Below are 22,631 nucleotides of genomic sequence, written 5' to 3'. Positions count from 1 at the left end.
GCGGCGCGTCGCGCGGCTAGAATGAGGCGTCTGTCAGAGTCTGCGAATATGAGCGAAACCCGTAACACCGCCAAACTGCCGCCGCTCTTGGTCCGCGTCGGCCAGGAACTGCAGGTCGACGTCTACGCCAAGAACGGCATCCTGCTGCTCAAGAAGGGCCACTACGTGCTGAGCCCCGAGCAGCGCGACAAGCTGCTGACGGTCGGCACCGGCGACGCCGACGAGGTCGAGGCGCGGCTCGAGCGCGAAAAGCGCGAACGCGCCGCCGCCCAGCGCGAGGCCGAGGAAGCGGCGCGGCCGAAGAACCCGCTGGTCGAGCTCGACTTCCTGACCCGCCGCGTCAGGGGCCTGCTCAACCACGCGCTGGCGGTCAGGGGTTTCGCCGACGCGATCCGCGACGTCGCCGACGGCCTCGCGAGCCTGGCCGAGCGCAGCCCGGACGGGTTGATCGCCGCCTGCCTCCTGGTGCCGTTCGCCGACTACGGCAGCGCGCACAGCCTGCACAGCGCCGCGCTCTTGGCGGTGCTCGGCCGGCGTCTGGGCCTTGAGCCGGCAGAATACAAGGCGCTGCTGTGCGCGGCGCTGACGATGAACGTGTCGGTCACGCTCTTGCACAACCAGCTCGCGCAGCAGGGCGAGTCGCTGAGCGACGAGCAGCGCGAGGCGATGTTCGCCCACCCGCTCCTGTCGTCGGCCATCCTGCGCGAAGCCGGCGTCGACGACGCGCGCTGGCACGAGCTCGTCCAGCAGCACCACGAGGATGCGGACGGCAGCGGCTACCCGATGGGCCTCGCCGCCGCCGAAATCCACCCGCACGCGCAGCTCTTGCGCCTGGTCGACGTGCTCGCCGCGCTGCTGGTCGGCAACGCGCAGCGCCCCGGCCAGCTGCCGTCGGCCGCGCTGGCGCGGCTGTTCAAGGGCGAGTTCGGCGCCTTCGACCCCACTTACGTCGCGCTGCTGATCAAGGAGCTCGGCGTCTACCCGCCCGGCAGCTTCGTCAAGCTCGCCAGCAACGAGATCGCCGTCGTCACCCAGCGCGGCGACAAGGCGAACACGCCGCGCGTCGCCGCGCTGCGCAAGGTCGACGGCCCGCCGTACGCCGAACCGCTGCCGCGCGACGCGCGCAACCCGCAGCACAAGATCGTCGAGGCGGCGTCGCTCTCCGCCGCCGGCGTGCGGCCGGCCTTCCTCGTGCGGCTGTGGAAATGAGAAACGCCGCCCTCGCCGGGCGGCGTTCTCGCTTCGCGGGACGCGTTCGGCACTTAACGCGCCGGCGGCACCAGCAGACGCGCGAGCCAGTCGTCGCAGGCGGCCAGCTGCGCGGCCTCGACGAACTCGTTCGGCTTGTGCGCCTCGCGGATCGAGCCCGGACCGCACACCACCGCCGGGAAGCCGGCCTCCTGAAACAGCCCGGCCTCGGTCGCGTAGGCGACGCCGGCGCCGTCGGCGCAGCCGCACAGGCGCGCGGTCTCGGTACGCACCGCCGAGCCCTCCTCCGATTCGAAGGCCGGGCAATGCACCAGCGGCTCGATCCGGATGTCGGCCTCGGGCGCGACCTCGCGCATCTCGCCGACGAGCTGGCCGACGTAGTCGAGCAGCGAGTCTGTGAAGCGCTGCGGATCGTCGCCGGGCAGCCAGCGGCATTCGAACACGAACTCGCAGTCGCGCGGCACGATGTTGGCGGCGACGCCGCCCGTCACCAGGCCGGTCTGCAGCGTCGTGAACGGCACGTCGTAGAGCGCGTTGCGATGGCCGAAGGCCGCCTCGGTCTCGGCCAACCTTCGAAGGTGCACGATCAGCTTGGCGGCGTATTCGATCGCGTTGACGCCGTAGGGCGTCAGCGACGAATGCGCCTCGCGGCCGGTCACCTTCACGCGGTACTGCGCGATGCCCTTGTGCGCGATCACCGGCCGCATCTCGGTCGGCTCGCCGACGATGACGCCCGACACGCGCTCGCCGGCGGCGACCACGTCGGCGATCAGCCGGCGCACGCCGATGCAGCCGACCTCCTCGTCGTAGGACAGCGCCAGCGCGATCGGGCGCGCCAGGCGGCCCGCGCCCGCCAAATCGACCGCCTGCGGCACCAGCGCGAGGCTGCTGGCGATGAAGCCCTTCATGTCGGCGCTGCCGCGACCGTACAGGCGGCCGTCCTTCTCGGTCAGCGTGAACGGGTTGGTGTGCCAGTCCTGGCCGTCGACCGGCACCACGTCGGTGTGGCCGGACAGCACCAGCGCCGGCGCGTCGTCGGCGCCGATGCGCACGAACAGGTTGGCCTTGTGCTGGTCGTCGCTGTAGCTCAGGCGCGGGCGCAGGCCGTGGTCGAACAGGTAGTCGGCGACCCAGTCGATCAGGTCGAGGTTGGAGCGGCGGCTGGTGGTGTCGAACGCGACCAGCCGCGCGAGCAGGTCTTGGGATGCGGGCATGGCGACTCCGGTGAGAATCGCCAGTGTAAGACGCTCAGGGCGGGCTCGGCAACGTCACCGCAAGGTCGGCATCGCCGACCGCGACGTGACAGGCGAGCCGCCAGCGCGACCCGTCGGCCGGCCACGCATCGGACAGCGCGGCGGCCGTGTCGATCAGCTGCTCGCGCAACAGCACGTTGCGCTCGAGCCGGCCGACCGGCAGCGGCGGCGCGCCGGCGATGACGACGCGCACCCTGCAGGTGCCGCAGGTGCCCTGCCCGCAGCGCCAGTGCAGCGGCAGGCCGTGGAACTGCGCCAGGTCGATCAGCTTGTCGCCTTCGACCGCGTCGAGCGTCGCGACCGGCGCGCCGGCCTCGTCGAAGAAGGAGACGTTCGGCATCGCTTACTCGAACGGCAGGTAGTCGACCCAGTCGCCCGGCGCGACCGTCTGCCCCGGCGCGAGGCGCACCAGGCCGTCGGCCCACGCGCACGACGACAGCACGCCGGAGTTCTGGTTGGCGAAGCGCGCCAGCACCGTCTCGCCGTTCTCGACGACGCGCTTGACGCGCAGGTATTCCTCGCGGCGGGCGTCGGCGCGCGTCCACTCGAACGCCGCCTTCAGCCGGATCACGCTCGGCTCGCGCACCTCGGCCAGGCCCTGGCGCTGTTCGAGGTAGCGGCGCACGAACACGTGGAAGGTCACGTAGCCGGACACCGGGTTGCCCGGCAGGCCGATGAAGTCGGCGGCGCCGACGCGGCCGAAGGCGAACGGCTTGCCCGGCTTGATCGCGATCTTCCACAAGTCGAGCGTGCCGACCGCCTCGACCGCCGCCTTGACGTGGTCCTCCTCGCCGACCGACACGCCGCCGCAGGTCAGGATGATGTCGGCGAAGTCGGCCGCGTCGGTCAGCGCCTCGCGCGTCGCGCCGAAGTCGTCCGGAACGGTGCCCAGGTCGGTGACCTCGCAACCGAGCTGCAGCAACAAGGGCGTCAGCCAGTAGCGGTTGGAGTTGTAGATCTTGCCGTCGGCCAGGGGTTCGCCCGGCTCGGCCAGCTCGTCGCCGGTGAAGAACACCGCGACGCGCAGGGGGCGGATCACGTCGACTTCGGCTATGCCGATCGACGCCAGCAGGCCGAGGTCGGCTGGCGTCAGGCGCTTGCCGGCCGGCGCGACCACGCTGCCGGCGGCGATGTCGCTGCCGGCGCGGCGGATGTTCTGGCCGAGCGTCACCTCGGCGTCGACCGACACGCGGCCGTCGGCGCCGACGGTGCACACTTCCTGCATCACCACCGCGTCGGCGCCCGGCGGCAGCGGCGCGCCGGTGAAGATGCGCGCGACGCTGCCGTCGGCCAGCGCCCTGGGCACCGTGCCGGCGGGGATGCGCTGGCTGACCGGCAAGGGTTGGCCGAGCTCGGCCACGCGCACCGCGTAGCCGTCCATCGCGCTGTTGTCGTGCGGCGGCACGTCGAGCGTCGCGACCACGTCGGCGGCGAGCACGCGGCCGAGCGCGGCAAGCAGGGGGACGGTGTCGCGCCCGGTCAGCGCGGTGGCGCGCGCGTCGAGCCAGGCGCGCATGGCGTTCACGTCAAGAAAGCTTTGCATGGTGGAACCAGTCGAGTAGGAAACGGACAATGTCGTCGATCGCGTCGCGGGCGAAGCACGGCAGCGCGGCCTGCGGTGCCGTGTCGCTCACCAGCGCGATCACGCGGGGATCGTCGGGGTAGAGCCAGGGGCGGTTCAGCGCCGCGTCGAACACTTCGAGGCGCGGCACCGCTTCGTGCTTGAAGCCCTCGGCGAGCACCAGGTCGCACGGCGACAGCGCGGCGACGTGCGCGATCAGCGGCACGGCGTCGGCCTCGACCAGCGGCTCGGCAGAAAAGCGCATGCTCGGCGTGACCAGCATCACCTGGCGCGCGCCGGCCTCGCGGTGGCGGTAGCTGTCCTTGCCGGGCGCGTCCCATTCGACGTCGTGGTGGGTGTGCTTGATCACCGCGACCGACAGCCCGGCGGCCTTGAGCGCCGGGATCAGCCGGGTGATCAGCGTGGTCTTGCCGCAGCCGGAATGGCCGGATATCGCGAGTATCTTCATCGTCGGTCGGTCGGATTCAGGCGAACGGCGACGGCGCCGGCTCCTCGAAGCGCTTCCACTCCATGATGACCACCGAGGAGAGGCCGCAGTCTATCGCCAGCTGCGACTCGATCTCCTCGAGCACCGCGTGGCAGTGGATGGTGTTGTCGAGCGCCACTTCGGCGCGGCGCAGCACCTCGTCGTCCGGGGTCAGAAACCAGATGCAGTAGCGGTTCATCGCGCTCTCCTCGTCGGCGGGGGACTCTTCATTCCACTATCGCCCCGCCGACGGGCGGAGGCAATGCACTAGAAAAGTTCGCCCTGCTGGCTGTCGAGCCAGCGCCGGATCGGGCCGAAGCTCTTGCGGTGCACGGCGAGCACGCCGTGCGCCTCGATCGCCGCCAGGTGCTCGGCGGTCGGGTAGCCCTTGTGGCGTGCGAAACCGTAGGCCGGATACTCGGCGTCGAGCGCGACCAGCTCCGCGTCGCGCGCGGTCTTGGCGAGGATGGACGCGGCCGAGATCGCCGGCTCGAGCGCGTCGCCCTTGACGATGGCGCGCGCGCGCATCGCCAGCCCCGTGGGCACGCGGTTGCCGTCGATCAGCGCCTCGTCGGGCGCCACGGCCAGGCCTTCGACCGCGCGGCGCATCGCCAGCATCGTGGCGTGCAGGATATTCAGCGTGTCGATCTCGGCGACGCTGGCGCTGGCGACGCACCAGGCGAGTGCTCGCTCGCGGATCAGCGGCGCGAGCGCGTCGCGCTGCTTTTCCGACAGCTTCTTCGAGTCGGCCAGCCCGGCGATCGGCCGCGCCGGGTCGAGGATGACCGCCGCGGCGAACACCGCGCCGGCCAGCGGGCCCCGCCCGGCCTCGTCGACGCCGGCGATCAGCATTTGGCCACCGCGAGCACCGCGTCGGCGGCGAGACCGGCGGTGTCCTGCCTGAGCGACTCGTGCAGCGCGGTAAAGCGCGCGACCAGCGCCTTCTTCGCCGCCTCGTCGTCGTAGAGCGCGGCGACCGCCTCGGCCAACTTGTCGGGCGTCGCGTCGTACTGCAACAGTTCGGGCACCACCGAGTCGCCCAAGAGGATGTTGGGCAGGCCGACCCACGGCAGCTTGAGTTTGCGCTTGACCAGCCGGTAGGTCAGCCACGACAGCTTGTAGGTGATGACCATCGGCGTCTTGGTCAGCGCGACCTCGAGCGTCGAGGTGCCGCTTTTGACCAGCGCCACGTCGCTGGCGACCATCGCCATCTGCGCGTGGCCGAACAGCTTGCGGATAGGCAGGTCCCACGCCTTCTGCCGGGTCAGCACCTTGTCGAAGGCGTCGAGCGTCGCGCGCGTCGCCAGCGGCACCAAAAACTGTGCGTCCGGATAACGCGCGACCAGGCGGCGCGCGGTCTCGACGAACAGTTCGCCCATATAGTCGATCTCGCTGACGCGGCTGCCCGGCATCAGCGCGAACACCGGCGCGTGCGCCGGCAAGGACAGCCGCTCGCGCATCTGGGCGGGTTTGGGTTCGAGCGGGATCTCGCTGGCCAGCGGGTGGCCGACGAAGGTGACCGGCACGCCGGCGGCCTCGTAAAGCGGCGGCTCCATCGGGAACAGGCACAGCACGCGGTCGGCCGCGTCGCCGATCTTCTGCACCCGCTCCGGCCGCCACGCCCACACCGACGGGCTGACGTAGTGCACGGTGCGCACGCCCCGCTGCTTGAGCGCCTTCTCAAGCCCGAGGTTGAAGTCGGGCGCGTCGATGCCGACGAAGACGTCGGGACGCTGGCGAAGCAGCGCGTCGCGCAGCCGGCGACGGATGCGCAACAGTTCGGGCAGCCGCGACAACACCTCGGCGTAGCCGCGCACGGCGAGCCGCTCCTGCGGCACGACCGAATTGATGCCCTGCGCGAGCATGCGCGGCCCGCCGATGCCGGCAAACTCGATGTCGGGGTGGCGCGCCTTGAGCGCCGCCATCAGGTGCGCGCCCAGCAGGTCGCCCGAGGCCTCGCCGGCCACCAGCGCGACCTTGAGCGCACCCGGCCGCTTGAACAAGGGTCCGGGCATCGCTTAACGGATGATGCCGCGCTCGGACAGCGCGAAAAAGCGCGTGAACGGCGCCAGCTCGGGCACGCGGGTCGCTTCGTCCTCGATCCGGGCGCGCGCGTCCTCGTAGGACAGACCCTGGCGGTAGATCGCCTTGTAGGCGTTCTTCACCGCGCGGATCGCCTCGGGGCTGAAGCCGCGGCGCTTGAGGCCCTCGGCGTTGATGCCGGCCGGTTTGGCGCGGTTGCCCGCCGCCATCACGAACGGCGGCACGTCCTGCGCGACGGCGCTCGAGAACGCCGTCATCGCGTGATCGCCGATCACGGTGAACTGGTGCACGCTGGTGAAGCCGCCGAGGATCACCCAGTCGCCGACGTGGACGTGGCCGGCCAGCGTCGCGTTGTTGGCGAAGATGGTGTGGTTGCCGACCTGGCAGTCGTGCGCCATGTGCACGTAGGCCATCACCCAGTTGTCGTTGCCCAGGCGGGTCACGCCGACGTCCTGCGCGGTGCCGACGTTGAAGGTGCAGAATTCGCGGATGGTGTTGTTGTCGCCGATCTCCAGCCGCGTCGGCTCGCCGGCGTACTTCTTGTCCTGCGGGGCGGCGCCCAGCGAGCAGAACTGGAACACGCGGTTGTTCTTGCCGATCGAGGTGTGGCCCTCGATCACGACGTGCGGACCGATCCAGGTGCCCGAATCGATGCTCACGTTCGGGCCGACGATGCTGTAGGCGCCGATCTCGACGTCGGACGCGATCCGGGCCTTCGGGTCTACGATTGCGGTCGGATGAATCGCCATCTCACACCTCGCGCTTGGCGCACATGATTTCCGCTTCGCACGCGACTTGGCCGTCGACCAGCGCGCGCGCGCTGTACTTGGCGATGCCGCGCTTGACGGCGAGCTGCTCGACTTCCAGCGTCAGCTGGTCGCCCGGCACCACCTGGCGCTTGAAGCGCGCGTTGTCGATGCCGACGAAGAAGTACAGCTCGTTCTCCGGGCGCTCGCCGACGCTCTTGATCGACAGGATGCCGGCCGCCTGCGCCAGCGCCTCGATGATCAGCACGCCCGGCATCACCGGGTAGCCGTCGAAGTGGCCCATGAAGAACGGCTCGTTGATGGTGACGTTCTTGATCGCCTTGACGCGCACGTTCGCCTCGAACTCGGTCACCCGGTCGACCAGCAGGAAAGGGTAACGGTGCGGCAGGTAGCGCATGATCTCGCGCACGTCGATGCTGACGGCTTCGCTCATTGTTCTGATTCCTCTTGGTTTTGTTCCGCCGCCAGCCGGCGCTCGAGCGATTTGACCCGCTTGGCGAGCGCGTCCAGATGGCGCAAATGGACTGCGTTCGATACCCACTCCTTGTACGTCGACAGGGGGTAGGACGAAGAATAGTTGTCGGGGGTCTTGATCGACTTGTTGACCAGCGTGCCGCCGCCGATGAAGGTGCCGTCGGCGATGCTGATGTGGCCGACCATCATCACCGCGCCGCCGATCACGACGTTGGCGCCGATCTTGGTGCTGCCGGCGATGCCGGCGCAGCCGGCGATCGCGGTACGCGCGCCGACCTCGACGTTGTGGGCGATCTGCACCAGGTTGTCGATGATCGCGCCCTGCCCGATCACCGTGTCGTCGAGCGCGCCGCGGTCGATGGTGGTGTTCGCGCCGATCTCGACGTCGTCGCCGATCACCACCCGGCCGACCTGCGGGATCTTGACCCAGCCGTCGCGGCTGGGCGCGAAGCCGAAGCCGTCGGCGCCGATCACCGCGCCCGAGTGGATGGTCACGCGCGAGCCGATGCGGCAGTTGTGGTAGACGGTCACGTTCGGGTAGAGCGTGACGTCGTCGCCGATCACCGTGCCGTCGCCGACCACGACGCCGGGCAGCAGCCGGCAACGCTCGCCGACGACGACGTCGCGGCCGAGCACGACGCGCGCGCCGATCTCGCTCGTCGCGCCGACCCGCACGCCCTCGGCCAACGTGGCGCTCGGGTGCACGCCGGCCTGCGGCGCCGGCGCGGGGTGGAAAAGCTGCGCCAGACGCGCGAAGTACAGATAGGCGTCCGGCGTGACGATCAGCGGGCGGCCGCCTTCGGCCGCCGCCTCGGCGAGCGCCGCCGGCACGATCAGCGCGCCGGCCTCGCAGCCGGCCAGCTGTTTGCGGTATTTGGGGCTGGCGACGAAGCTGATCTCGTCGCGCCGCGCGCGCTCGAGCGGCGCGACGCGCGCGACGGCGCGGTCTTCGCCGACGAGTTCGCCGCCCAGGCGGGCGACGATGTCCGATAGCATCCAGTTCATAAAACGAAAGCCGACGCGAGGCCGGCTTCTCCGGGTTGGGTTTCGCTTACTTTTCCAGTTCCTTGAGCACCTTGGCGGTCAGGTCGATACGCGGGCTGACGTAGACGGCGTCCTGCAGCACGATGTCGAACTGCTCGCGCTCGGCGATCTGCCTGACCGCGCGGTTGGCGCGCTCCTGGACGCCGGCGAACTCCTCGTTGCGGCGCTGGTTGAAGTCCTCGGAGAACTCGCGCGCCTTGGCGCGGTAGTCGCGGTCGACGCCGGCGAATTCACGCTCGGCCAACTTGCGGTCCTTCTCGGCGAGGTTGCCGCGCGCGAGCTGCTTTTCCAGCTCCTTCGCGCGCTCGGCGAGGCGGCGCAGCTCGTTGCGCCGCTCGCCGAACTCCTTTTCGAGCTTTTTCTGGATCGCCACCGCCGGCGCGGCCTCGCGGTAGATGCGCTCGATCTGGACGAAACCGATCTTCAGCTCGGCCGCCTGAGCCGCCGGCGCCAGCAGGCCGGCCACGAGCGCGGCGCTGATCAGGGCTTTCATGACTGACACGCTCCTTAGAACACGGTACCCAGCTGGAACTGGAAGCGCTGCGCCTTGTCGCCTTCTTCTTTCTTCAGCGGGTTCGCGAAGCTGAACTTCATCGGGCCGACCGGCGACAGCCAGGTCAGCGCGACGCCGGCCGAGTAGCGCAGCGCGTCGCCCGCGCTGCTGCCGGCTTCCTTGTCGTCCCACAGCGTGCCGGCGTCGACGAACACGCTGGTGCGCACCGACTTGTTGTCCTTCATGCCCGGGAAGGGGAACAGCAGCTCGGCGTTGGCCACCAGCTTGCGCGTACCGCCGAGGTAGTCGCCGTTGACGTCCTGCGGACCGATGCTGCCGCTGTCGTAGCCGCGCACCGAGCCGATACCGCCCAGGTAGAAGTTCTGGAAGAACGGCAGGCGGCTGGTCTTGCCGTAGCCGTTCGCGTAACCGGCCTCGCTGTTCAGCATCAGCGTGAAGCTCTTGGACAGCGGGAAGAACCAGGTGGCCTGGCCGGTCAGGCGATAATACTCGATGTCGCCGCCCGGCAGACCGGCGTCGGCGCTGGTCCTGAGCACGCCGCCGCGCGTCGGCCACAGCGCGCTGTCGCGGGTGTCGCGCGCCCAGCCCACGGTGCCCAGGAGCGTGTTGTTGTTGTTGCCGTACTGCCCGACGAAGTCGAGGTAGCGCTGGGGGCTGTTGGCAAAGGTGTCGATCTTGGTGTTCTCGACGCCGAGGCTGACGTTGATGCGGTCGAACTCGGTGACCGGCACGCCGCTACGCACGGTCGCGCCGGTGGTGCGGGTCCGGTACTGGCTCTGGTTGATCTCGTCCGGGCGATAGTCGCGCAGGTAGAAGTCGTAACCGAGGCTGACGCCGTCCGGCGTGAAGTACGGGTCGGTGAACGACACGTTGGCGAACTTGTTCACCTTGCCGTTCGAGAAGCCGACCGACATCGACTTGCCCGAACCGAAGATATTGCTCTGCGACACGTTGGCCGAGAGCTGCACGCCCTCGCCCTGCACAAAGCCGACGCCGGCCGAGATGCTGCCGGTCGGGCGCTCCTTGACGTTGACGTTGACGTCGACCTGGTCGGCGGTGTCGGCCACCGCCGGCGTTTCGATATTGACCTGCTCGAAGTAGCCCAACAGCTCGACGCGGTCCTTGCTGCGCTTGATCTTGTCGCTGGCGTACGGCGCGCCCTCGAGCTGGCGCATCTCGCGGCGCACCACCTCGTCGCGCGTCTTGTTGTTGCCGGTGATGTTGACGCGGCGCACGTAGGTCTTGCGGCCCGGGTCGACGAACAGCGTGAAGGCGACGGTTTCCTTGTCGCGGTCGATCTCGGGCACCACGTTGACGTTGGCGAAGGCGTAGCCGTCGTTGCCGAGGCGGTCGCTGACCGCGGTCACCGACTCGTTGACGAGTTCACGGTTGAACACGTCGCCCGGCTTGACCTTCAAGAGCTTGCGCAGCTCGTCCTCGGGCGCCTTCAGGTCGCCGGCGAACTTGACGTCGGACACCGTGAAGCGCTTGCCCTCGGCGATGTTGACCGTCAGGTAGATCGCCTCCTTGTCGGCGCTCATCGACACCTGGGTCGACTCGATGTTGAACTCGAGATAGCCCTGGTTCTGGTAGAAGGCGCGCAGCGTCTCGAGGTCGGCCGACAGCTTCTGCTTGGAATACTGGTCGTCCTTGGTGATCCACGAGAACCAGCCGCCGGTGCTCAGCGAAAACAGGTCCCTGAGCGCCTCTTCCTTGAACGCCCGGGCGCCGACGATGCGGATGTCGCGGATCTTGGCGGTCACGCCCTCGGCGATATCGAGGTTGACCGATACGCGGTTGCGTTCGAGGCGGGTCACGCTCGGCGTGATCTCGACCGAATACTTGCCGCGGCTGAAGTATTCGCGCTTGAGCGCCTGTACCGCCTGGTCGAGCAGCGCCTGGTCGAAGATGCGCGACTCGGCAAAGCCGTTGGCCTTCAGCGATTTCTTGATCTGCTCGCGGTCGAATTCCTTCGAGCCGCTGACCGTCAGTTGCGCGATCACCGGCCGCTCGACCACGGCCAGCACCACCACGTTGTTGTCGGCCTCGACGCGCACGTCGTCGAAGAAGCCGGTCGCGAACAGGGCCTTGATCGCCTCTTGCGCCTTGTCGTCGGTGAAGGTGTCACCCGCCTTGATCGGCAGGTAGTTGAACACGGTGCCCGCTTCGGTCCTTTGCAGGCCCTCCACGCGGATATCCTTGATCACAAAAGGTTCGAGCGCCCAAGCGGCGGACGTCGACAGACCAAGAAGCGCTGCCGCAACGAGTTTCATTGTCATGAGATTGCTTAACCCCCAAACAGGCGGCTCAGGTCGTTAAAAAGGGCGAACATCATCAACGCGCCCAACAGCATCAGACCGATTTTCTGACCGATGATCTGCGTTTTCTCGCTCACCGGCTTCCCCTTGATCAGTTCGGCCACATAATACATTAAGTGGCCGCCATCCAGTACGGGTATGGGCAGCAGGTTCAGGATGCCGATGCTGACGCTGATCAGCGCGAGGAATTCGAGGTAGGCGTCCCAGCCCTGCTCGGCGGTCTGGCCGGCGACGCTGGCGATGGTCAGCGGGCCGCTGAGGTTGCCCCACGAGACATTCCCGACCACCATCCAGCCCAAGAGTTTCAGGCTGACCGTCGTCGTCTCCCAGGTCTTGGCCACGGCGGCCAGCGCCGCCTCACCGACCGACAGCTCGCGCGTCTGCCGCACCGCGTCGCGCCAGGCCGCATCGACGGTCGGCGCCGCGCCGATGCGGCCGACCAGCCCCGCGTCCGACTCGCGCGAATCGGGCCGCACCGTCAGCGCCAACGGCTTGCCGGCGCGCTCGACGCCGACGCGAATCTCGCGCCCCGGGCTGTTGCTCACGGTCGCGACCCAGTCCTCCCAGCTCGCCAGACGACGGCCGTCGGCGCTCAGCAGCTTGTCGCCGATCTTGAGTCCGGCGCGCTCGGCGGCACCGCCCGCCTCGATGCCGCCGATCACCGGCAGCACGCGGATCGGCGACAGCCCGAGCTGCCCCCCGATCACCCGCTCGCGCTCCTGCGGCGCCAGACGCGCCAGATCGATCACCCGGCGGGCCGGCGCGCCGGCCGCGGTTTCGACCGCGACTTCGACGCGGTCGCGCGCGGCGAGCGCCTGCATCAGCTCCAGCCTCAGCCCCTGCCAGTCGCCGACCGGTTCGCCGTCGACGCGCAGCAGCTTGTCGCCCGGCTGGAAGCCCGCCACGGCCGCCGGCGACTGCGGCGTCACGCTGCCGACCCACGGACGGATCCAGTCCTGACCCTGCGCGAGCACCACCCAGTAAAGCAGCACCGCGAGCACGAGATTGGCGAGCGGGCCGGCGGCGACGATGGCGATGCGCTTGCCGACCGGCTGCGTGTTGAAGGCGCGCGGCAGATCCGCCGCGTCGACCGGCCCCTCGCGCTCGTCGAGCATGCGCACGTAGCCGCCGAGCGGGATCGGGCACAACGTCCACTCGGTCTCGCCGCGCCGCCAGGTGAACAACGGCTTGCCGAAGCCGATCGAGAAGCGCAACACCTTGACGCCGGCCAGCCGGGCGACCCAGTAGTGCCCCAGTTCGTGGAAGGTGACCAGCAGGCCGATGGCGACGAGAAAGGCGAGCAGCGTGATCATGAGGCGATGCGCCGGCCGACCCAGCGACGGGCGGCGGCGTCCTTGTCGAGCAGCGAGTCGAGGTCGACGCTCGCCGCGAGGTCCAGCGCCGACAGCGCGCCGTCGACCAGGCGCGGAATGTCGGTGAAGCCGATGCGGCCGTCGAGGAAGGCCGCCACCGCGACCTCGTTGGCGGCGTTCAGCACCGCCGGCGCGTCCCCGCCCTGCTCGAGCGCCGCGAACGCGAGGCGCAGACAGGGGAAGCGCGCCAGATCGGGCGCCTCGAAGGTCAGCGACGACAGCGTCGTGAAGTCGAGCGGCGCGACGCCGGCGGCGATGCGCTCGGGCCACGACAGCGCGTAGGCGATCGGCGTGCGCATGTCGGGCGAACCGAGCTGGGCGACGATCGAGCCGTCGCGGTACTGCACCATCGAGTGGATCACGCTTTGCGGGTGCACCAGCACCTCGATGCGCGACGGCGGCGCGCCGAACAACCAGTGCGCCTCGATCACCTCGAGACCCTTGTTCATCAGGCTGGCCGAGTCGACCGAGATCTTGCGCCCCATCACCCAGTTCGGGTGGCGGCAGGCGTCGTCGGGGCTGGCCTCGGCCAACTTCGCCACCGACCAGGTGCGGAACGGTCCGCCCGAGGCGGTCAGCACCAGCTTGTCGACGCCGGCGGCGTCGAGGTCGCCGGCGAAACCGGCCGGCAGCGACTGGAAGATCGCGCTGTGCTCGCTGTCGATCGGCAGCAGCGTCGCGCCGCCGTCGCGCGCCGCCTGCATGAACAGGCGCCCGGCGACGACCAGCGCCTCCTTGTTGGCGAGCATCACGCGCTTGCCGGCGCGCGCCGCGGCAAGCGCCGACGGCAGGCCGGCGGCGCCGACGATGGCGGCGACCACGCCGTCGACCTCGGCCAGGGTGGCCACTTCGACCAGCGCGTCCGGACCGAACAGCACCGTGGTCGCGACGCCCGCGGCGTGCAGTCGCGCCTCGAGGGCTGCCGCGTCGGCCGCGTCGGCCAGTACCGCGTAGGCGGGCGCAAAGCGCCGGCACTGCTCGAACAGCTTGTCGGCCTGGCGGTGCGCGGCCAGCGCGACCACCTTGTAACGTTCGGGGTGGCGCGCGACGACGTCGAGCGTGTTCTCGCCGATGCTGCCGGTCGCGCCCAGCACGGTCAGGGCAAGGGGTTTCATCGCGTCAGCCTCCAAGGAGCGCGCGCAGCGCGTTGCCGACCGCGAGCACCGCGATCAGGCTGTCGATGCGGTCGTAGACGCCGCCGTGCCCGGGCAGCAGCGCGCTGCTGTCCTTGACGCCGGCGGCACGCTTGAACCACGACTCGAGCAGATCTCCGACCACGCTGACCGCGGTCAGCGCCAGCGCCAACGGCAACAGCGCGAACAGCGGCAGAGGTTGGCCGAGCCAGCCCTGGCCGCTGACGAAATAGGCGTAAACGGCGACCGCGACCGCGGCGCCGGCGACGCCCTCCCAGCTCTTGCCCGGGCTGATCGCCGGCGCGAGCTTGTGGCGACCGAAGGCCTTGCCGGAAAAATAGGCCGCGATGTCGGCGACCCACACGAGTCCCATCACCGCCAAAAGCGCGTAAGCGTGCGCGGGCTCGGGGGTCGGTCGCCAGTCGAGGAGGGCGAACCAGGCCGGCCACATCAGCGCCCAGCCGAGCGCGCGCGCAGCCCAGCCGTCCTTGAGCGTCCAGCGCCGGGCGAGCCACAAGGGCGCCAGCACCAGCCAGACCAGCAGCGCGACGCCGTGCAGCCACGGGCCGGGGCGCCAGCCGGTGAACCAGCAGGCCGCCGCCGCAAGCGCCGAGCCGACCAGGTACAGCGTCTGGACGCCGCGCGGCATCGCGACCATGCGGGAAAATTCCCACAGCGCGAGGCCGACGACGAGCGCCGAGAACGCCGCCCAGGCCGCCGGCGGGAAGACGAACAGCGCGGCGAGCATCAAGGGCAGCAGCACCAGCGCGGTCAGGATTCGGGGAATGAGCATGCTAGGGGCGCCGCAGGCCTTCGGGCAGTTGTTCGCTGGTGCGACCGAAACGGCGCTCGCGCCGGCGGTAGGAGGCGAACGCGGCGTCGAGCGCGGCGCGTCCGAAGTCGGGCCACAACAGGTCGGTGAAATAGAGTTCGGTATAGGCCAGTTGCCACATCAGGAAGTTGCTGATGCGCGTCTCGCCGCCGGTGCGGATGAACAGGTCGGGCTCGGGCGCGTAGGCCATCGACAGATGCGCGGCCAGCGTCGCCTCGTCGAGCGTCGTCGCGCCGGCCGCCAGCGCGGCGTTGGCCGCCTGCAGGATATCCCAGCGACCGCCGTAGTCGGCGGCGATGGTCAGCGTCAGCCCGCCGTTGCCGGCGGTCCTGGCCTCGGCCGCGGCGATGCGCTCGGCCAACTCGGGCGCGAAGCGCTCGCGCGAGCCGATCACCTTCAGGCGGATGTTGTTGCGCGCCAGGCGGTCGACCTCGTTCTCGAGCGCGCGCAGGAACAGATCCATCAGGAAGGAGACCTCCTCCTGCGGACGACGCCAGTTCTCGGTCGAGAACGCGAACAGCGTCAGGTAGCCGACGCCGAGCTCGGAACAGGCCGACACGGTATCGCGAACGGCCTCCAGCCCCTTGCGGTGGCCGGCGACGCGCGGCAGGAAGCGCTTCTTGGCCCAGCGGCCGTTGCCATCCATGATGATGGCAACGTGCCGCGGGACCTCCGGCACGTTCGGAATGGTTTGGGTAGAGCTGCCGAACAAGAGAGGCTCCTCAGACCGCCATCAGGTCGGCTTCCTTGACTGCCAGCGCCTTGTCGATCTCGGCGATGTACTTGTCGGTCAGCTTCTGGATGTCGTCCTGGGCGCGGCGCTCCTCGTCTTCGGTGATCGCCTTGTCCTTGATCAGGTTCTTCAGTTCGTTGTTGCCGTCGCGACGCACGTTGCGCACCGCGACGCGCGCCCCCTCGGCCTCGCTGCGTACGACCTTGATCAGGTCACGGCGGCGCTCTTCGGTCAGCATCGGCATCGGCACGCGGATGATGTCGCCCATCGCCGCCGGGTTCAGGCCGAGGTCGGAATCGCGGATCGCCTTCTCGATCTTGGCAGCCATGCTCTTTTCCCACGGCTGCACGCCGATGGTGCGCGCGTCGATCAGCGTGACGTTGGCGACCTGGTTGATCGGGGTGTCGCTACCGTAGTAGTCGACGGTGACATGGTCGAGGATGCCGGTGTGGGCGCGGCCGGTGCGCACCTTGGCCAGGTCGTTCTTGAACGCCTCCAGGGTTTTCTGCATCTTGGTTTCGGCCGACTTCTTGACGTCGTTGATCATGGACTGCTCCGTCGCTTCTTAGGGTATTCGGAAAAACAAGGCGGAAAGCGGCATGTCGCCGTTTCCGCCCCTGGGTATTCATTTGAAATCGGTCAGCAGTGTACCAGCGTGCCCTCGTCTTCGCCAAGCACGACCCGCTTGAGTCCGCCGGCCTTGAAGATGCTGAACACCTTGATATTGAGCTTCTGGTCGCGGCACAGCGCGAAGGCGGTCGCGTCCATCACCTTCAGGTTGCGGCCGATCGCCTCGTCGAAGGTCAGCGTCTGGTAGCGCACCGCGTCCGGATTTTTCTTCGGGTCGTCGGTGTACACGCCGTCGACCTTGGTCGCCTTCAGCATGATGTCGACGTTCATCTCCATGCCGCGCAGCGCCGCCGCGGTGTCGGTGGTGAAGAACGGGTTGCCGGTGCCGGCGGCGAAGATCACCACCTTGCCTTCTTCAAGATACTGCATCGCCTTGCCGCGCACGTAGGGCTCGGCGATCTGCTGCATGGTCAGCGCCGACTGCACGCGGGCGACCAGGCCGACGCCGGTCATCGCGTCCTTGAGCGCCAGCGCGTTCATCACGGTCGCCATCATGCCCATATAGTCGGCCGTGGCGCGATCCATGCCAGCGGCCGCCGGCGCGACGCCGCGGAAGATGTTGCCGCCGCCGATCACGATGCCGACTTGCACGCCGAGGTCAACGACTTCCTTGATCTGCCCGACAATCTGCTCGATCGTGGCGCGGTTGATGCCATAGCTGTCGTCACCCATCAGGGCCTCGCCGGACAGCTTGAGCAGGATGCGTTTGTAGGCGGGGGCTTGGCTCATGTTCACCTCGGTTACGCGGTTGTTTGTCTTGGTTTGCAAAACGGCACCCTGAATCAGGGTGCCGTTTTTCGCTGGCATCGGTAAATGCTAGCTTACAGCTTGGCGGCGGCGGCCACTTCGGCGGCGTAGTCCACCACGGCCTTCTCGATGCCCTCGCCCACCACGAACATGGTGAAGGCGTTCACCTTGGCGCCCTTTTCGGCCAGCAGCTTCTCGACGGTCTGGTCCGGGTTCTTCACGAACGGCTGGCCCAGCAGGGTCACTTCGGCCAGGTACTTGGCGATGCGGCCTTCGACCATCTTGGCGACGATGTCGGCCGGCTTGCCCGATTCGGCAGCCTGGGCGGTGTAGATCTTGCGCTCGGTTTCCAGCTTGTCGGCCGGCACCTGCTCTTTCGACACGCAGATCGGCTTGGAAGCGGCGATGTGCATGGCGATGTCGCGACCGAGTTGCTCGTCGCCGCCGGCGAAGTCGACGATCACGCCGATCTTGCTGCCGTGCAGGTAGGTGGCCACCTTGCCTTCGGTCGCGTAGCGGACGAAGCGGCGGATGGTCATGTTCTCGCCGAGCTTGGCGATGATGGCCTTGCGCGCTTCTTCGACGGTTTCGCCGGAGTCGGTAGCGACGTTGGCCAGCGCCTCGACGTCGGCCGGATTGGCGACGGCAGCCGCCTTGGCGACGGCGGCGGCGAAGGCGAGGAAGTTCTCGTCCTTGGCGACGAAGTCGGTTTCGCAGTTGATCTCGACCAGCGCGCCGACGCCGGCGTCGACGTAGGTCGACACCACGCCTTCGGCGGCGATGCGGCCAGCCATCTTGGCGGCCTTGTTGCCCGACTTGATGCGCAGGATCTCTTCAGCCTTGGCCACGTCGCCGTCGGCTTCCACCAGGGCCTTCTTGCACTCCATCATGCCCAGACCGGTCGCGGCGCGCAGATCGGCGACCATTTTTGCGGTGATTTCCGCCATGCTAACACTCCTTAGAATTCAGCGAATTGGGTAGAGGCAGGTCTGAAAAAAGGGGCTTTCGCCCCTTTCGCCTGACTTACTCGGCAGCGGCAGCCGGTTCGGCGGCGACGATTTCCTGCAGCGACTGGGCGCGACCCTCGAGCACCGCGTCGGCGATACCACGGGCGTACAGGCGGATCGCGCGGCTGGAGTCGTCGTTACCCGGGATCACGTAGTCGATGCCTTCCGGGTTGTTGTTGGTGTCGACGACGCCGATCACCGGGATGCCCAGCTTCTTGGCCTCGACGATGGTGCCCTTCTGGTAGCCGGTGTCGATGACGAAGATCGCGTCCGGCAGACCCTTCATGTCCTTGATGCCGCCAAGCGAACGCTCGAGCTTCTCGACTTCTCGCTCGAGGTCCAGCAGTTCTTTCTTGCTGTAACCGGCTTCGCCGGCGCCTTCCAGCACGGCACGCTTGTCTTCCAGGCGCTTGATCGACTGCTTGACGGTCTTGTAGTTGGTCAGCATGCCGCCGAGCCAGCGGTGATCGACGAAGGGCATGCCGGCGCGGGCGGCTTCTTCGCGCACGATGTCACGAGCTTGGCGCTTGGTACCCACGAACAGGATGGTGCCCTTGTTGGCGGCGAGGCGACGCACGTAGTTCTGGGCCTCGACGAACAGCGGCAGCGTCTTTTCCAGGTTGATGATGTGGATCTTGTTGCGCGAACCGAAAATGTACTGCGACATTTTCGGGTTCCAGAAACGGGTTTGGTGGCCGAAGTGGACGCCAGCTTCCAGCATCTGACGCATGGTCACGGAGGTGCTCATGAAAACTCCTAAAGGGTTAAGCCTCCATTCGCGCAGTTAATCCTTGCGGACACCCTTTGGCGCGAATGTGCGAAATAGCCCGAAAATCGGGCGGCGCAAGATTGTAGCACCATGCGCCGCGGCAACTCAAGAATCGCCCGTCACTTTCTTGGCCCGCGCCTCCTCTTCGGCCTCGCGCGCCAGCTCGGCCTTCAGACGCCGGCGCCGCACCGTCAGCCACATCAGCAGCCAGGTCGGCAGCACGCCGAGAAAAAACAGCACGAAGCCGCTGCGGATCAGGCTCTCCTGCGCCACCGCGAACATCAGCACCACGTACAGCCAACCGATCAACACCAGATACATCGACAAATCCCGACGATTCGAACCCGGGCTATTGTAGCCGGCCGCCGGCGACAAGGTTGGCCGAGCCCGCCACGGGCTTGCATAAGAAACAAATACGAATTATTATCAATAGCAAATCGTTAGCCGCGCCACGCGCGGCGAAACACCGCCACCACCCCGAAGAACCGAGAGGTCCCCATGACGGAAACCACCGACTGGGCGTTCGAAATCCGCGCGCTGACCGCGTACCGGCGGGGGCGCACCGCGCTCGAAATCGACCTGCTGCATCTGCCGGCGCGCCGACTCAGCGTGATCGCCGGCGCCCCGGACTCCGGCACGAGCCCACTGCTCTGCGCACTGGCCGGCTGCGCCCACGGCGCGGTGCGTTTTTTCGGCAGGCCCGTGCGCGCGAACGATTGCGCGCGGCTCGGCGCGCCGGACAAGAACGGCTCGTCGCTGACGCTGCGCGAGCATGTCGCCCGGGGACGGCGCAGGCGGCTGGGCTGGTTCGGCACCTTCGGTCACGAAGACCGGCTCGCCATCGAACACGCGCTCGTGACGATGGAACTCGCCCACCTGGCCGAGGCGCGCATGCACACGCTGTCGGCCGGCGAACGCCGCCTCGGCGACGTCGCGCAGGCGCTGGCACGCGGCACGCCGGCGCTGCTGCTCGACGGGCTGGAGGCCGGTCTGGCGCCGCAGCCGCTGCAGCGGCTGATGCAGACGCTGTCGCGCCTGGCCCGCGAGGGCCGCAGCATCGTGGTCGCACTGGACGACCGGTCGCCGGCCGCCGTTCACGCCGACCATCTGGTGCTGATGAGGGACGGCAGGGTATGGGCCTCGGGCCCGCCGCAGGCCGTGCTGAGCCGGACGGCGCGGCGCCCCCTGCCCCGCAGCGGCCAAGGCGCGCCGGCTCACGGCCGGGCAGCCTGAACGGAGCGCACCGCCCGCAGGGCCGCCACCTGCTCAGCCGCACGGTGGGCAGCCGGCGGCGCGCTCGACGAAATGCAACTCCGACTCGAACGTCCCGGGCGCGTCGTCCCAGCGCACGACGAAGGCGCGCGCACGGGCCAGGTCGGCGACCTCGAACACGAAGAACACATTGCCGGGGTCGTCGAGCGCGCGCCAGCACTGCAGCAGTTCGAGGCCGGCCGCCCGGCGCGCCTCGGCCCGCCCGTCGAACGCCGCCTTCCAGCGCGCGTAATCGCTGACCCGGTGGCGCCCCACCAGATAGATCATCGTCGTCTCCTCGACGGAACCGGCGGCTAGACGCCGCCCGCGCCGGTCGCACCCTGGCCGGACAGCAGAACGGACAGCGGCAGGCGCGCCAGACGGGCCGCCGGATCCTGCCGGTAGAATAGCGACAACTGCCGGTAGATTTGCGGAAAATCGTCGCGCACCCAGTGCGGCGCCTCGAAGAAGTACTCCGACAGCACCGCGAAGAATTCGGCCGGGTGTTCGGCCGCGTAGGGGTCGAGCCAGCCCTCTTCGCCGGCATCGAGCGCGGCGCAAAAGCGCTCGTAGCCCTCGCCCCAGCTATCGGCCCACTCGTCGCGACTCATGCCCTTGTGCAACGGCGGGCAGCCGTTGGCGTCGCCGGACAGCATGTCGATCTTGTGCGCGATTTCGTGGATCACGACGTTCCAGCCGTCGAGCGCGAGCGAGTCGTGCGCGTCGGGCGCCGACAGCACCACCGGCCCGTCGTGGCGCGCCTGGCCGACCAGCACCTGCTCGCCCTCGTGCATCAGCCCGGCGTCGTCGACCCACAGGTCGCGTGCGACGAAGGCGTCCGGGTAGACGATGATCTCGCGCCAGCCCTCGAGCGCCGCCGCGCCCAGCTCCAGCGCCGGCAGCGCGGCCTGCAGCGCGATCGTCTCGCCGATCGCGTCGTCCCAGGCCAGCCCGCCGGCCGCGACGAAATCCTTGCCGTCGAGCATGGCGCCGGCCAGCGCGACCAGTCGGCCGACCGCCTCGTCCGCCAGCGTCGCCGTCAGCGGCACGCCGCGCGTGCGCCCGGCGAGCCGTTTGTCGCGCGCGGCGCGTTCGGCCTGCCGCCCCTTGCTGCGCCGCCCCCATCCGAACCAGACCATGAACTTCCCCCTGCGCGACCTGTCACCGTTAAGATAGTCATTCCATTGGCAAGCCCGCGCCACCGCGGCACGGGTCACGCCCCGGCCTTCGGCCAACCTTGCCACCCGGTCACCCCGCAACAAGACGGGAGACCCCAGAGGGAGAAACGCTCATGGACGGCCTTTCCTGGCACACCCTGTCCTTCAACCCCTTGGCGGCCTTCGGCCTCTTGCTGCTGCTCGGCGCGATCGGCGGCCAGGTCGCGACGCGCGTCGCCCGCCTGCCCGGCGTCACCGGCTACCTGCTCGCCGGCCTGGTGATCGGCCCGGCCGGCCTCGGCCTGGTCGGCAACCAGGCATTGAGCCAGGCCAGCCTGTTCGTCGAACTGGCGCTGGGCCTGGCGCTGTTCGAGATCGGCCGGCGCATCGACCTGCACTGGCTCAGGCGCGAGACCGCGCTGCTGAGCACCTCGGCGCTGACCTCGCTGTTGATCTTTGTCGCGCTGTACGCGCTATTGCTGTCCTTCGGCCTCAAGCCGGTCGGCGCGGCACTGCTGGCGGCGATCGGCGTCGCGACCAGCCCGGCGGTGATCCTCGAAATTGTCCGCGAAACGCGCGCCGAGGGCCAGGTCAGCGAGCGGCTGGCGACCGCGACCGGGCTGAACACGCTGTTCGCGCTGATGGCCTTCGGCCTCGCGCTCGCCTACTCGGGCGTCGCCGACTCGGCCGCGCCGGGCGACAAGCTGCTGTCGACCGCCTGGTTGATGCTCGGCTCGGCGGCGCTGGGCCTCGTCGCCGGCATGGCGGCGATCCGGCTCAACGCCTGGCTCGGCGGCGGCGAACGGCGTGCGCAGCAGGTGCTGCTGTTCGCGCTGATCGCGCTGGTGGTCGGCGTCGCCGAACTCCTGGAGACGCTGCCGGCGATGGCGCTCCTCGTGTTCGGCATGGCGTCGCAGAACCTCAGGCGCGGCCAGACCGTCGCCGAGCCCGACCTGCTCAGCCGCAGCCACATCTTCTTCGTCGCCTTCTTCGTCGCCTCCGGCGCGCTGCTGTCGCCGGCCTCGCTATCGATGTACTGGCCGGTCGCGCTGCTCTACGTGCTGGTGCGGCTGGGCGTCAGCGTCGCCTGCTGGCTGGCGGCGGCGCGCTTCAACGGCCTGTCGCTCAAACAGGGCGCGCTGCTCGGCCTGGCGGCGATGCCGCTGTCCGGCGGCGCGTTCACGCTGCTCTTGCTCGCCAGCCCGATGCTCGAGGCGGGCGTGGCGACCGGCGCGCTGCTGGCCGCGCTGTGCATCCTCGAACTGATCGGCCCGGTGATGACGCGGCTGTCGCTGCGGCTGTCCGGCGAAACCCGCGAATAGGAGACCG

General features: G+C 68.9%; 26 protein-coding genes. 3 read left to right on the top strand and 23 right to left on the bottom strand.

Features of this window, described 5'->3' with window-relative positions; all coding sequences use genetic code 11:
- Positions 1-48: 48 nt before the first annotated feature.
- The gene (locus tag EV683_RS07895; RefSeq protein WP_066609688.1) at positions 49-1,209 is read left to right on the top strand and encodes an HD-GYP domain-containing protein; all 1,161 of its coding nucleotides are present in this window, start codon (positions 49-51) and stop codon (positions 1,207-1,209) included.
- Positions 1,210-1,262: 53 nt separating this feature from the next.
- On the opposite strand, the gene argE is transcribed toward EV683_RS07895, so the two are convergent.
- The 21 genes from argE to EV683_RS07790 form a co-directional block, all read right to left on the bottom strand.
- On the bottom strand, positions 1,263-2,423 hold the full coding sequence (argE, locus tag EV683_RS07890) for an acetylornithine deacetylase (protein WP_131862424.1): 1,161 nt from the start codon (positions 2,421-2,423) through the stop codon (positions 1,263-1,265).
- A 34-nt stretch (positions 2,424-2,457) separates the two neighbouring features.
- A complete protein-coding gene (locus EV683_RS07885) occupies positions 2,458-2,802 on the bottom strand; it encodes a 2Fe-2S iron-sulfur cluster-binding protein (RefSeq protein WP_066609691.1) in 345 nt (114 codons plus the stop codon).
- 3 nt (positions 2,803-2,805) lie between these two features.
- Positions 2,806-4,005, bottom strand: a complete 1,200-nt coding sequence (locus tag EV683_RS07880; RefSeq protein WP_131862423.1) for a molybdopterin molybdotransferase MoeA — start codon at positions 4,003-4,005, stop codon at positions 2,806-2,808.
- The gene (mobB, locus tag EV683_RS07875; protein ID WP_066609695.1) at positions 3,989-4,492 is read right to left on the bottom strand and encodes a molybdopterin-guanine dinucleotide biosynthesis protein B; all 504 of its coding nucleotides are present in this window, start codon (positions 4,490-4,492) and stop codon (positions 3,989-3,991) included. The genes EV683_RS07880 and mobB overlap by 17 nt, the downstream gene beginning before the upstream one ends.
- 16 nt (positions 4,493-4,508) lie before the next feature.
- Positions 4,509-4,709: a hypothetical protein gene (locus EV683_RS07870; RefSeq protein WP_066609696.1), complete on the bottom strand. Its 201-nt coding sequence runs from the start codon at positions 4,707-4,709 to the stop codon at positions 4,509-4,511.
- Between the two features lie 68 nt (positions 4,710-4,777).
- Positions 4,778-5,362 (bottom strand): ribonuclease HII, encoded by a 585-nt coding sequence (rnhB, locus tag EV683_RS07865; protein ID WP_197457383.1) that lies wholly within the window; start codon positions 5,360-5,362, stop codon positions 4,778-4,780.
- Positions 5,356-6,525, bottom strand: coding sequence for a lipid-A-disaccharide synthase (gene lpxB, locus EV683_RS07860; RefSeq protein WP_131862422.1), 1,170 nt, complete (start codon positions 6,523-6,525; stop codon positions 5,356-5,358). Before lpxB ends, rnhB begins: the two co-directional genes overlap by 7 nt.
- 3 nt (positions 6,526-6,528) lie before the next feature.
- A complete protein-coding gene (lpxA, locus tag EV683_RS07855; RefSeq protein WP_131862421.1) occupies positions 6,529-7,302 on the bottom strand; it encodes an acyl-ACP--UDP-N-acetylglucosamine O-acyltransferase in 774 nt (257 codons plus the stop codon).
- A gap of 1 nt (position 7,303) precedes the next feature.
- On the bottom strand, positions 7,304-7,753 hold the full coding sequence (gene fabZ / locus EV683_RS07850; protein ID WP_066609705.1) for a 3-hydroxyacyl-ACP dehydratase FabZ: 450 nt from the start codon (positions 7,751-7,753) through the stop codon (positions 7,304-7,306).
- Entirely contained in the window at positions 7,750-8,799 is a 1,050-nt protein-coding gene (gene lpxD / locus EV683_RS07845) for a UDP-3-O-(3-hydroxymyristoyl)glucosamine N-acyltransferase (RefSeq protein ID WP_131862420.1), read from the bottom strand. The genes fabZ and lpxD overlap by 4 nt, the downstream gene beginning before the upstream one ends.
- A 46-nt stretch (positions 8,800-8,845) precedes the next feature.
- Complete coding sequence (locus EV683_RS07840) at positions 8,846-9,331, bottom strand: OmpH/Skp family outer membrane protein (RefSeq protein WP_131862419.1); 486 nt, start codon at positions 9,329-9,331, stop codon at positions 8,846-8,848.
- Positions 9,332-9,345: 14 nt separating this feature from the next.
- Complete coding sequence (gene bamA / locus EV683_RS07835) at positions 9,346-11,631, bottom strand: outer membrane protein assembly factor BamA (RefSeq protein WP_131862418.1); 2,286 nt, start codon at positions 11,629-11,631, stop codon at positions 9,346-9,348.
- A gap of 8 nt (positions 11,632-11,639) precedes the next feature.
- The gene (rseP, locus tag EV683_RS07830; protein WP_131862417.1) at positions 11,640-12,983 is read right to left on the bottom strand and encodes an RIP metalloprotease RseP; all 1,344 of its coding nucleotides are present in this window, start codon (positions 12,981-12,983) and stop codon (positions 11,640-11,642) included.
- Positions 12,980-14,158 carry a 1-deoxy-D-xylulose-5-phosphate reductoisomerase gene (ispC, locus tag EV683_RS07825; RefSeq protein WP_131862416.1) on the bottom strand — a complete coding sequence of 393 codons (1,179 nt, stop codon included), beginning with the start codon at positions 14,156-14,158 and terminating at the stop codon, positions 12,980-12,982. The genes rseP and ispC overlap by 4 nt, the downstream gene beginning before the upstream one ends.
- A 4-nt stretch (positions 14,159-14,162) precedes the next feature.
- The gene (locus tag EV683_RS07820; RefSeq protein ID WP_131862415.1) at positions 14,163-14,969 is read right to left on the bottom strand and encodes a phosphatidate cytidylyltransferase; all 807 of its coding nucleotides are present in this window, start codon (positions 14,967-14,969) and stop codon (positions 14,163-14,165) included.
- A 1-nt stretch (position 14,970) separates the two neighbouring features.
- The gene (gene uppS, locus EV683_RS07815) at positions 14,971-15,720 is read right to left on the bottom strand and encodes a polyprenyl diphosphate synthase (protein ID WP_131862414.1); all 750 of its coding nucleotides are present in this window, start codon (positions 15,718-15,720) and stop codon (positions 14,971-14,973) included.
- A gap of 10 nt (positions 15,721-15,730) precedes the next feature.
- The gene (gene frr / locus EV683_RS07810) at positions 15,731-16,288 is read right to left on the bottom strand and encodes a ribosome recycling factor (RefSeq protein ID WP_066609718.1); all 558 of its coding nucleotides are present in this window, start codon (positions 16,286-16,288) and stop codon (positions 15,731-15,733) included.
- A 92-nt stretch (positions 16,289-16,380) separates the two neighbouring features.
- The gene (gene pyrH / locus EV683_RS07805) at positions 16,381-17,100 is read right to left on the bottom strand and encodes a UMP kinase (RefSeq protein WP_066609720.1); all 720 of its coding nucleotides are present in this window, start codon (positions 17,098-17,100) and stop codon (positions 16,381-16,383) included.
- Between the two features lie 92 nt (positions 17,101-17,192).
- A complete protein-coding gene (tsf, locus tag EV683_RS07800; RefSeq protein ID WP_066609722.1) occupies positions 17,193-18,065 on the bottom strand; it encodes a translation elongation factor Ts in 873 nt (290 codons plus the stop codon).
- A 76-nt stretch (positions 18,066-18,141) separates the two neighbouring features.
- A complete protein-coding gene (rpsB, locus tag EV683_RS07795) occupies positions 18,142-18,873 on the bottom strand; it encodes a 30S ribosomal protein S2 (protein ID WP_131862413.1) in 732 nt (243 codons plus the stop codon).
- Positions 18,874-18,999: 126 nt separating this feature from the next.
- Entirely contained in the window at positions 19,000-19,215 is a 216-nt protein-coding gene (locus EV683_RS07790) for a hypothetical protein (protein WP_066609726.1), read from the bottom strand.
- A 177-nt stretch (positions 19,216-19,392) separates the two neighbouring features.
- Here EV683_RS07790 and EV683_RS07785 point away from each other — a divergent pair, with 177 nt between their 5' ends.
- Positions 19,393-20,127, top strand: a complete 735-nt coding sequence (locus tag EV683_RS07785; RefSeq protein WP_131862412.1) for an ATP-binding cassette domain-containing protein — start codon at positions 19,393-19,395, stop codon at positions 20,125-20,127.
- A gap of 33 nt (positions 20,128-20,160) precedes the next feature.
- Here EV683_RS07785 and EV683_RS07780 read toward each other — a convergent pair whose 3' ends face one another.
- Positions 20,161-20,433 (bottom strand): DUF3303 family protein, encoded by a 273-nt coding sequence (locus EV683_RS07780; RefSeq protein ID WP_207910421.1) that lies wholly within the window; start codon positions 20,431-20,433, stop codon positions 20,161-20,163.
- Positions 20,434-20,459: 26 nt separating this feature from the next.
- Positions 20,460-21,284: a M90 family metallopeptidase gene (locus tag EV683_RS07775; protein WP_131862411.1), complete on the bottom strand. Its 825-nt coding sequence runs from the start codon at positions 21,282-21,284 to the stop codon at positions 20,460-20,462.
- 152 nt (positions 21,285-21,436) lie between these two features.
- Here EV683_RS07775 and EV683_RS07770 point away from each other — a divergent pair, with 152 nt between their 5' ends.
- Positions 21,437-22,624, top strand: a complete 1,188-nt coding sequence (locus tag EV683_RS07770) for a cation:proton antiporter (protein ID WP_131862410.1) — start codon at positions 21,437-21,439, stop codon at positions 22,622-22,624.
- The last annotated feature ends 7 nt before the right edge of the window (positions 22,625-22,631 follow it).

It is taken from the genome of Crenobacter luteus (assembly GCF_004345725.1).
GTDB lineage: Bacteria > Pseudomonadota > Gammaproteobacteria > Burkholderiales > Chromobacteriaceae > Crenobacter > Crenobacter luteus.
This window is presented reverse-complemented; position numbering and strand designations above follow the sequence as displayed.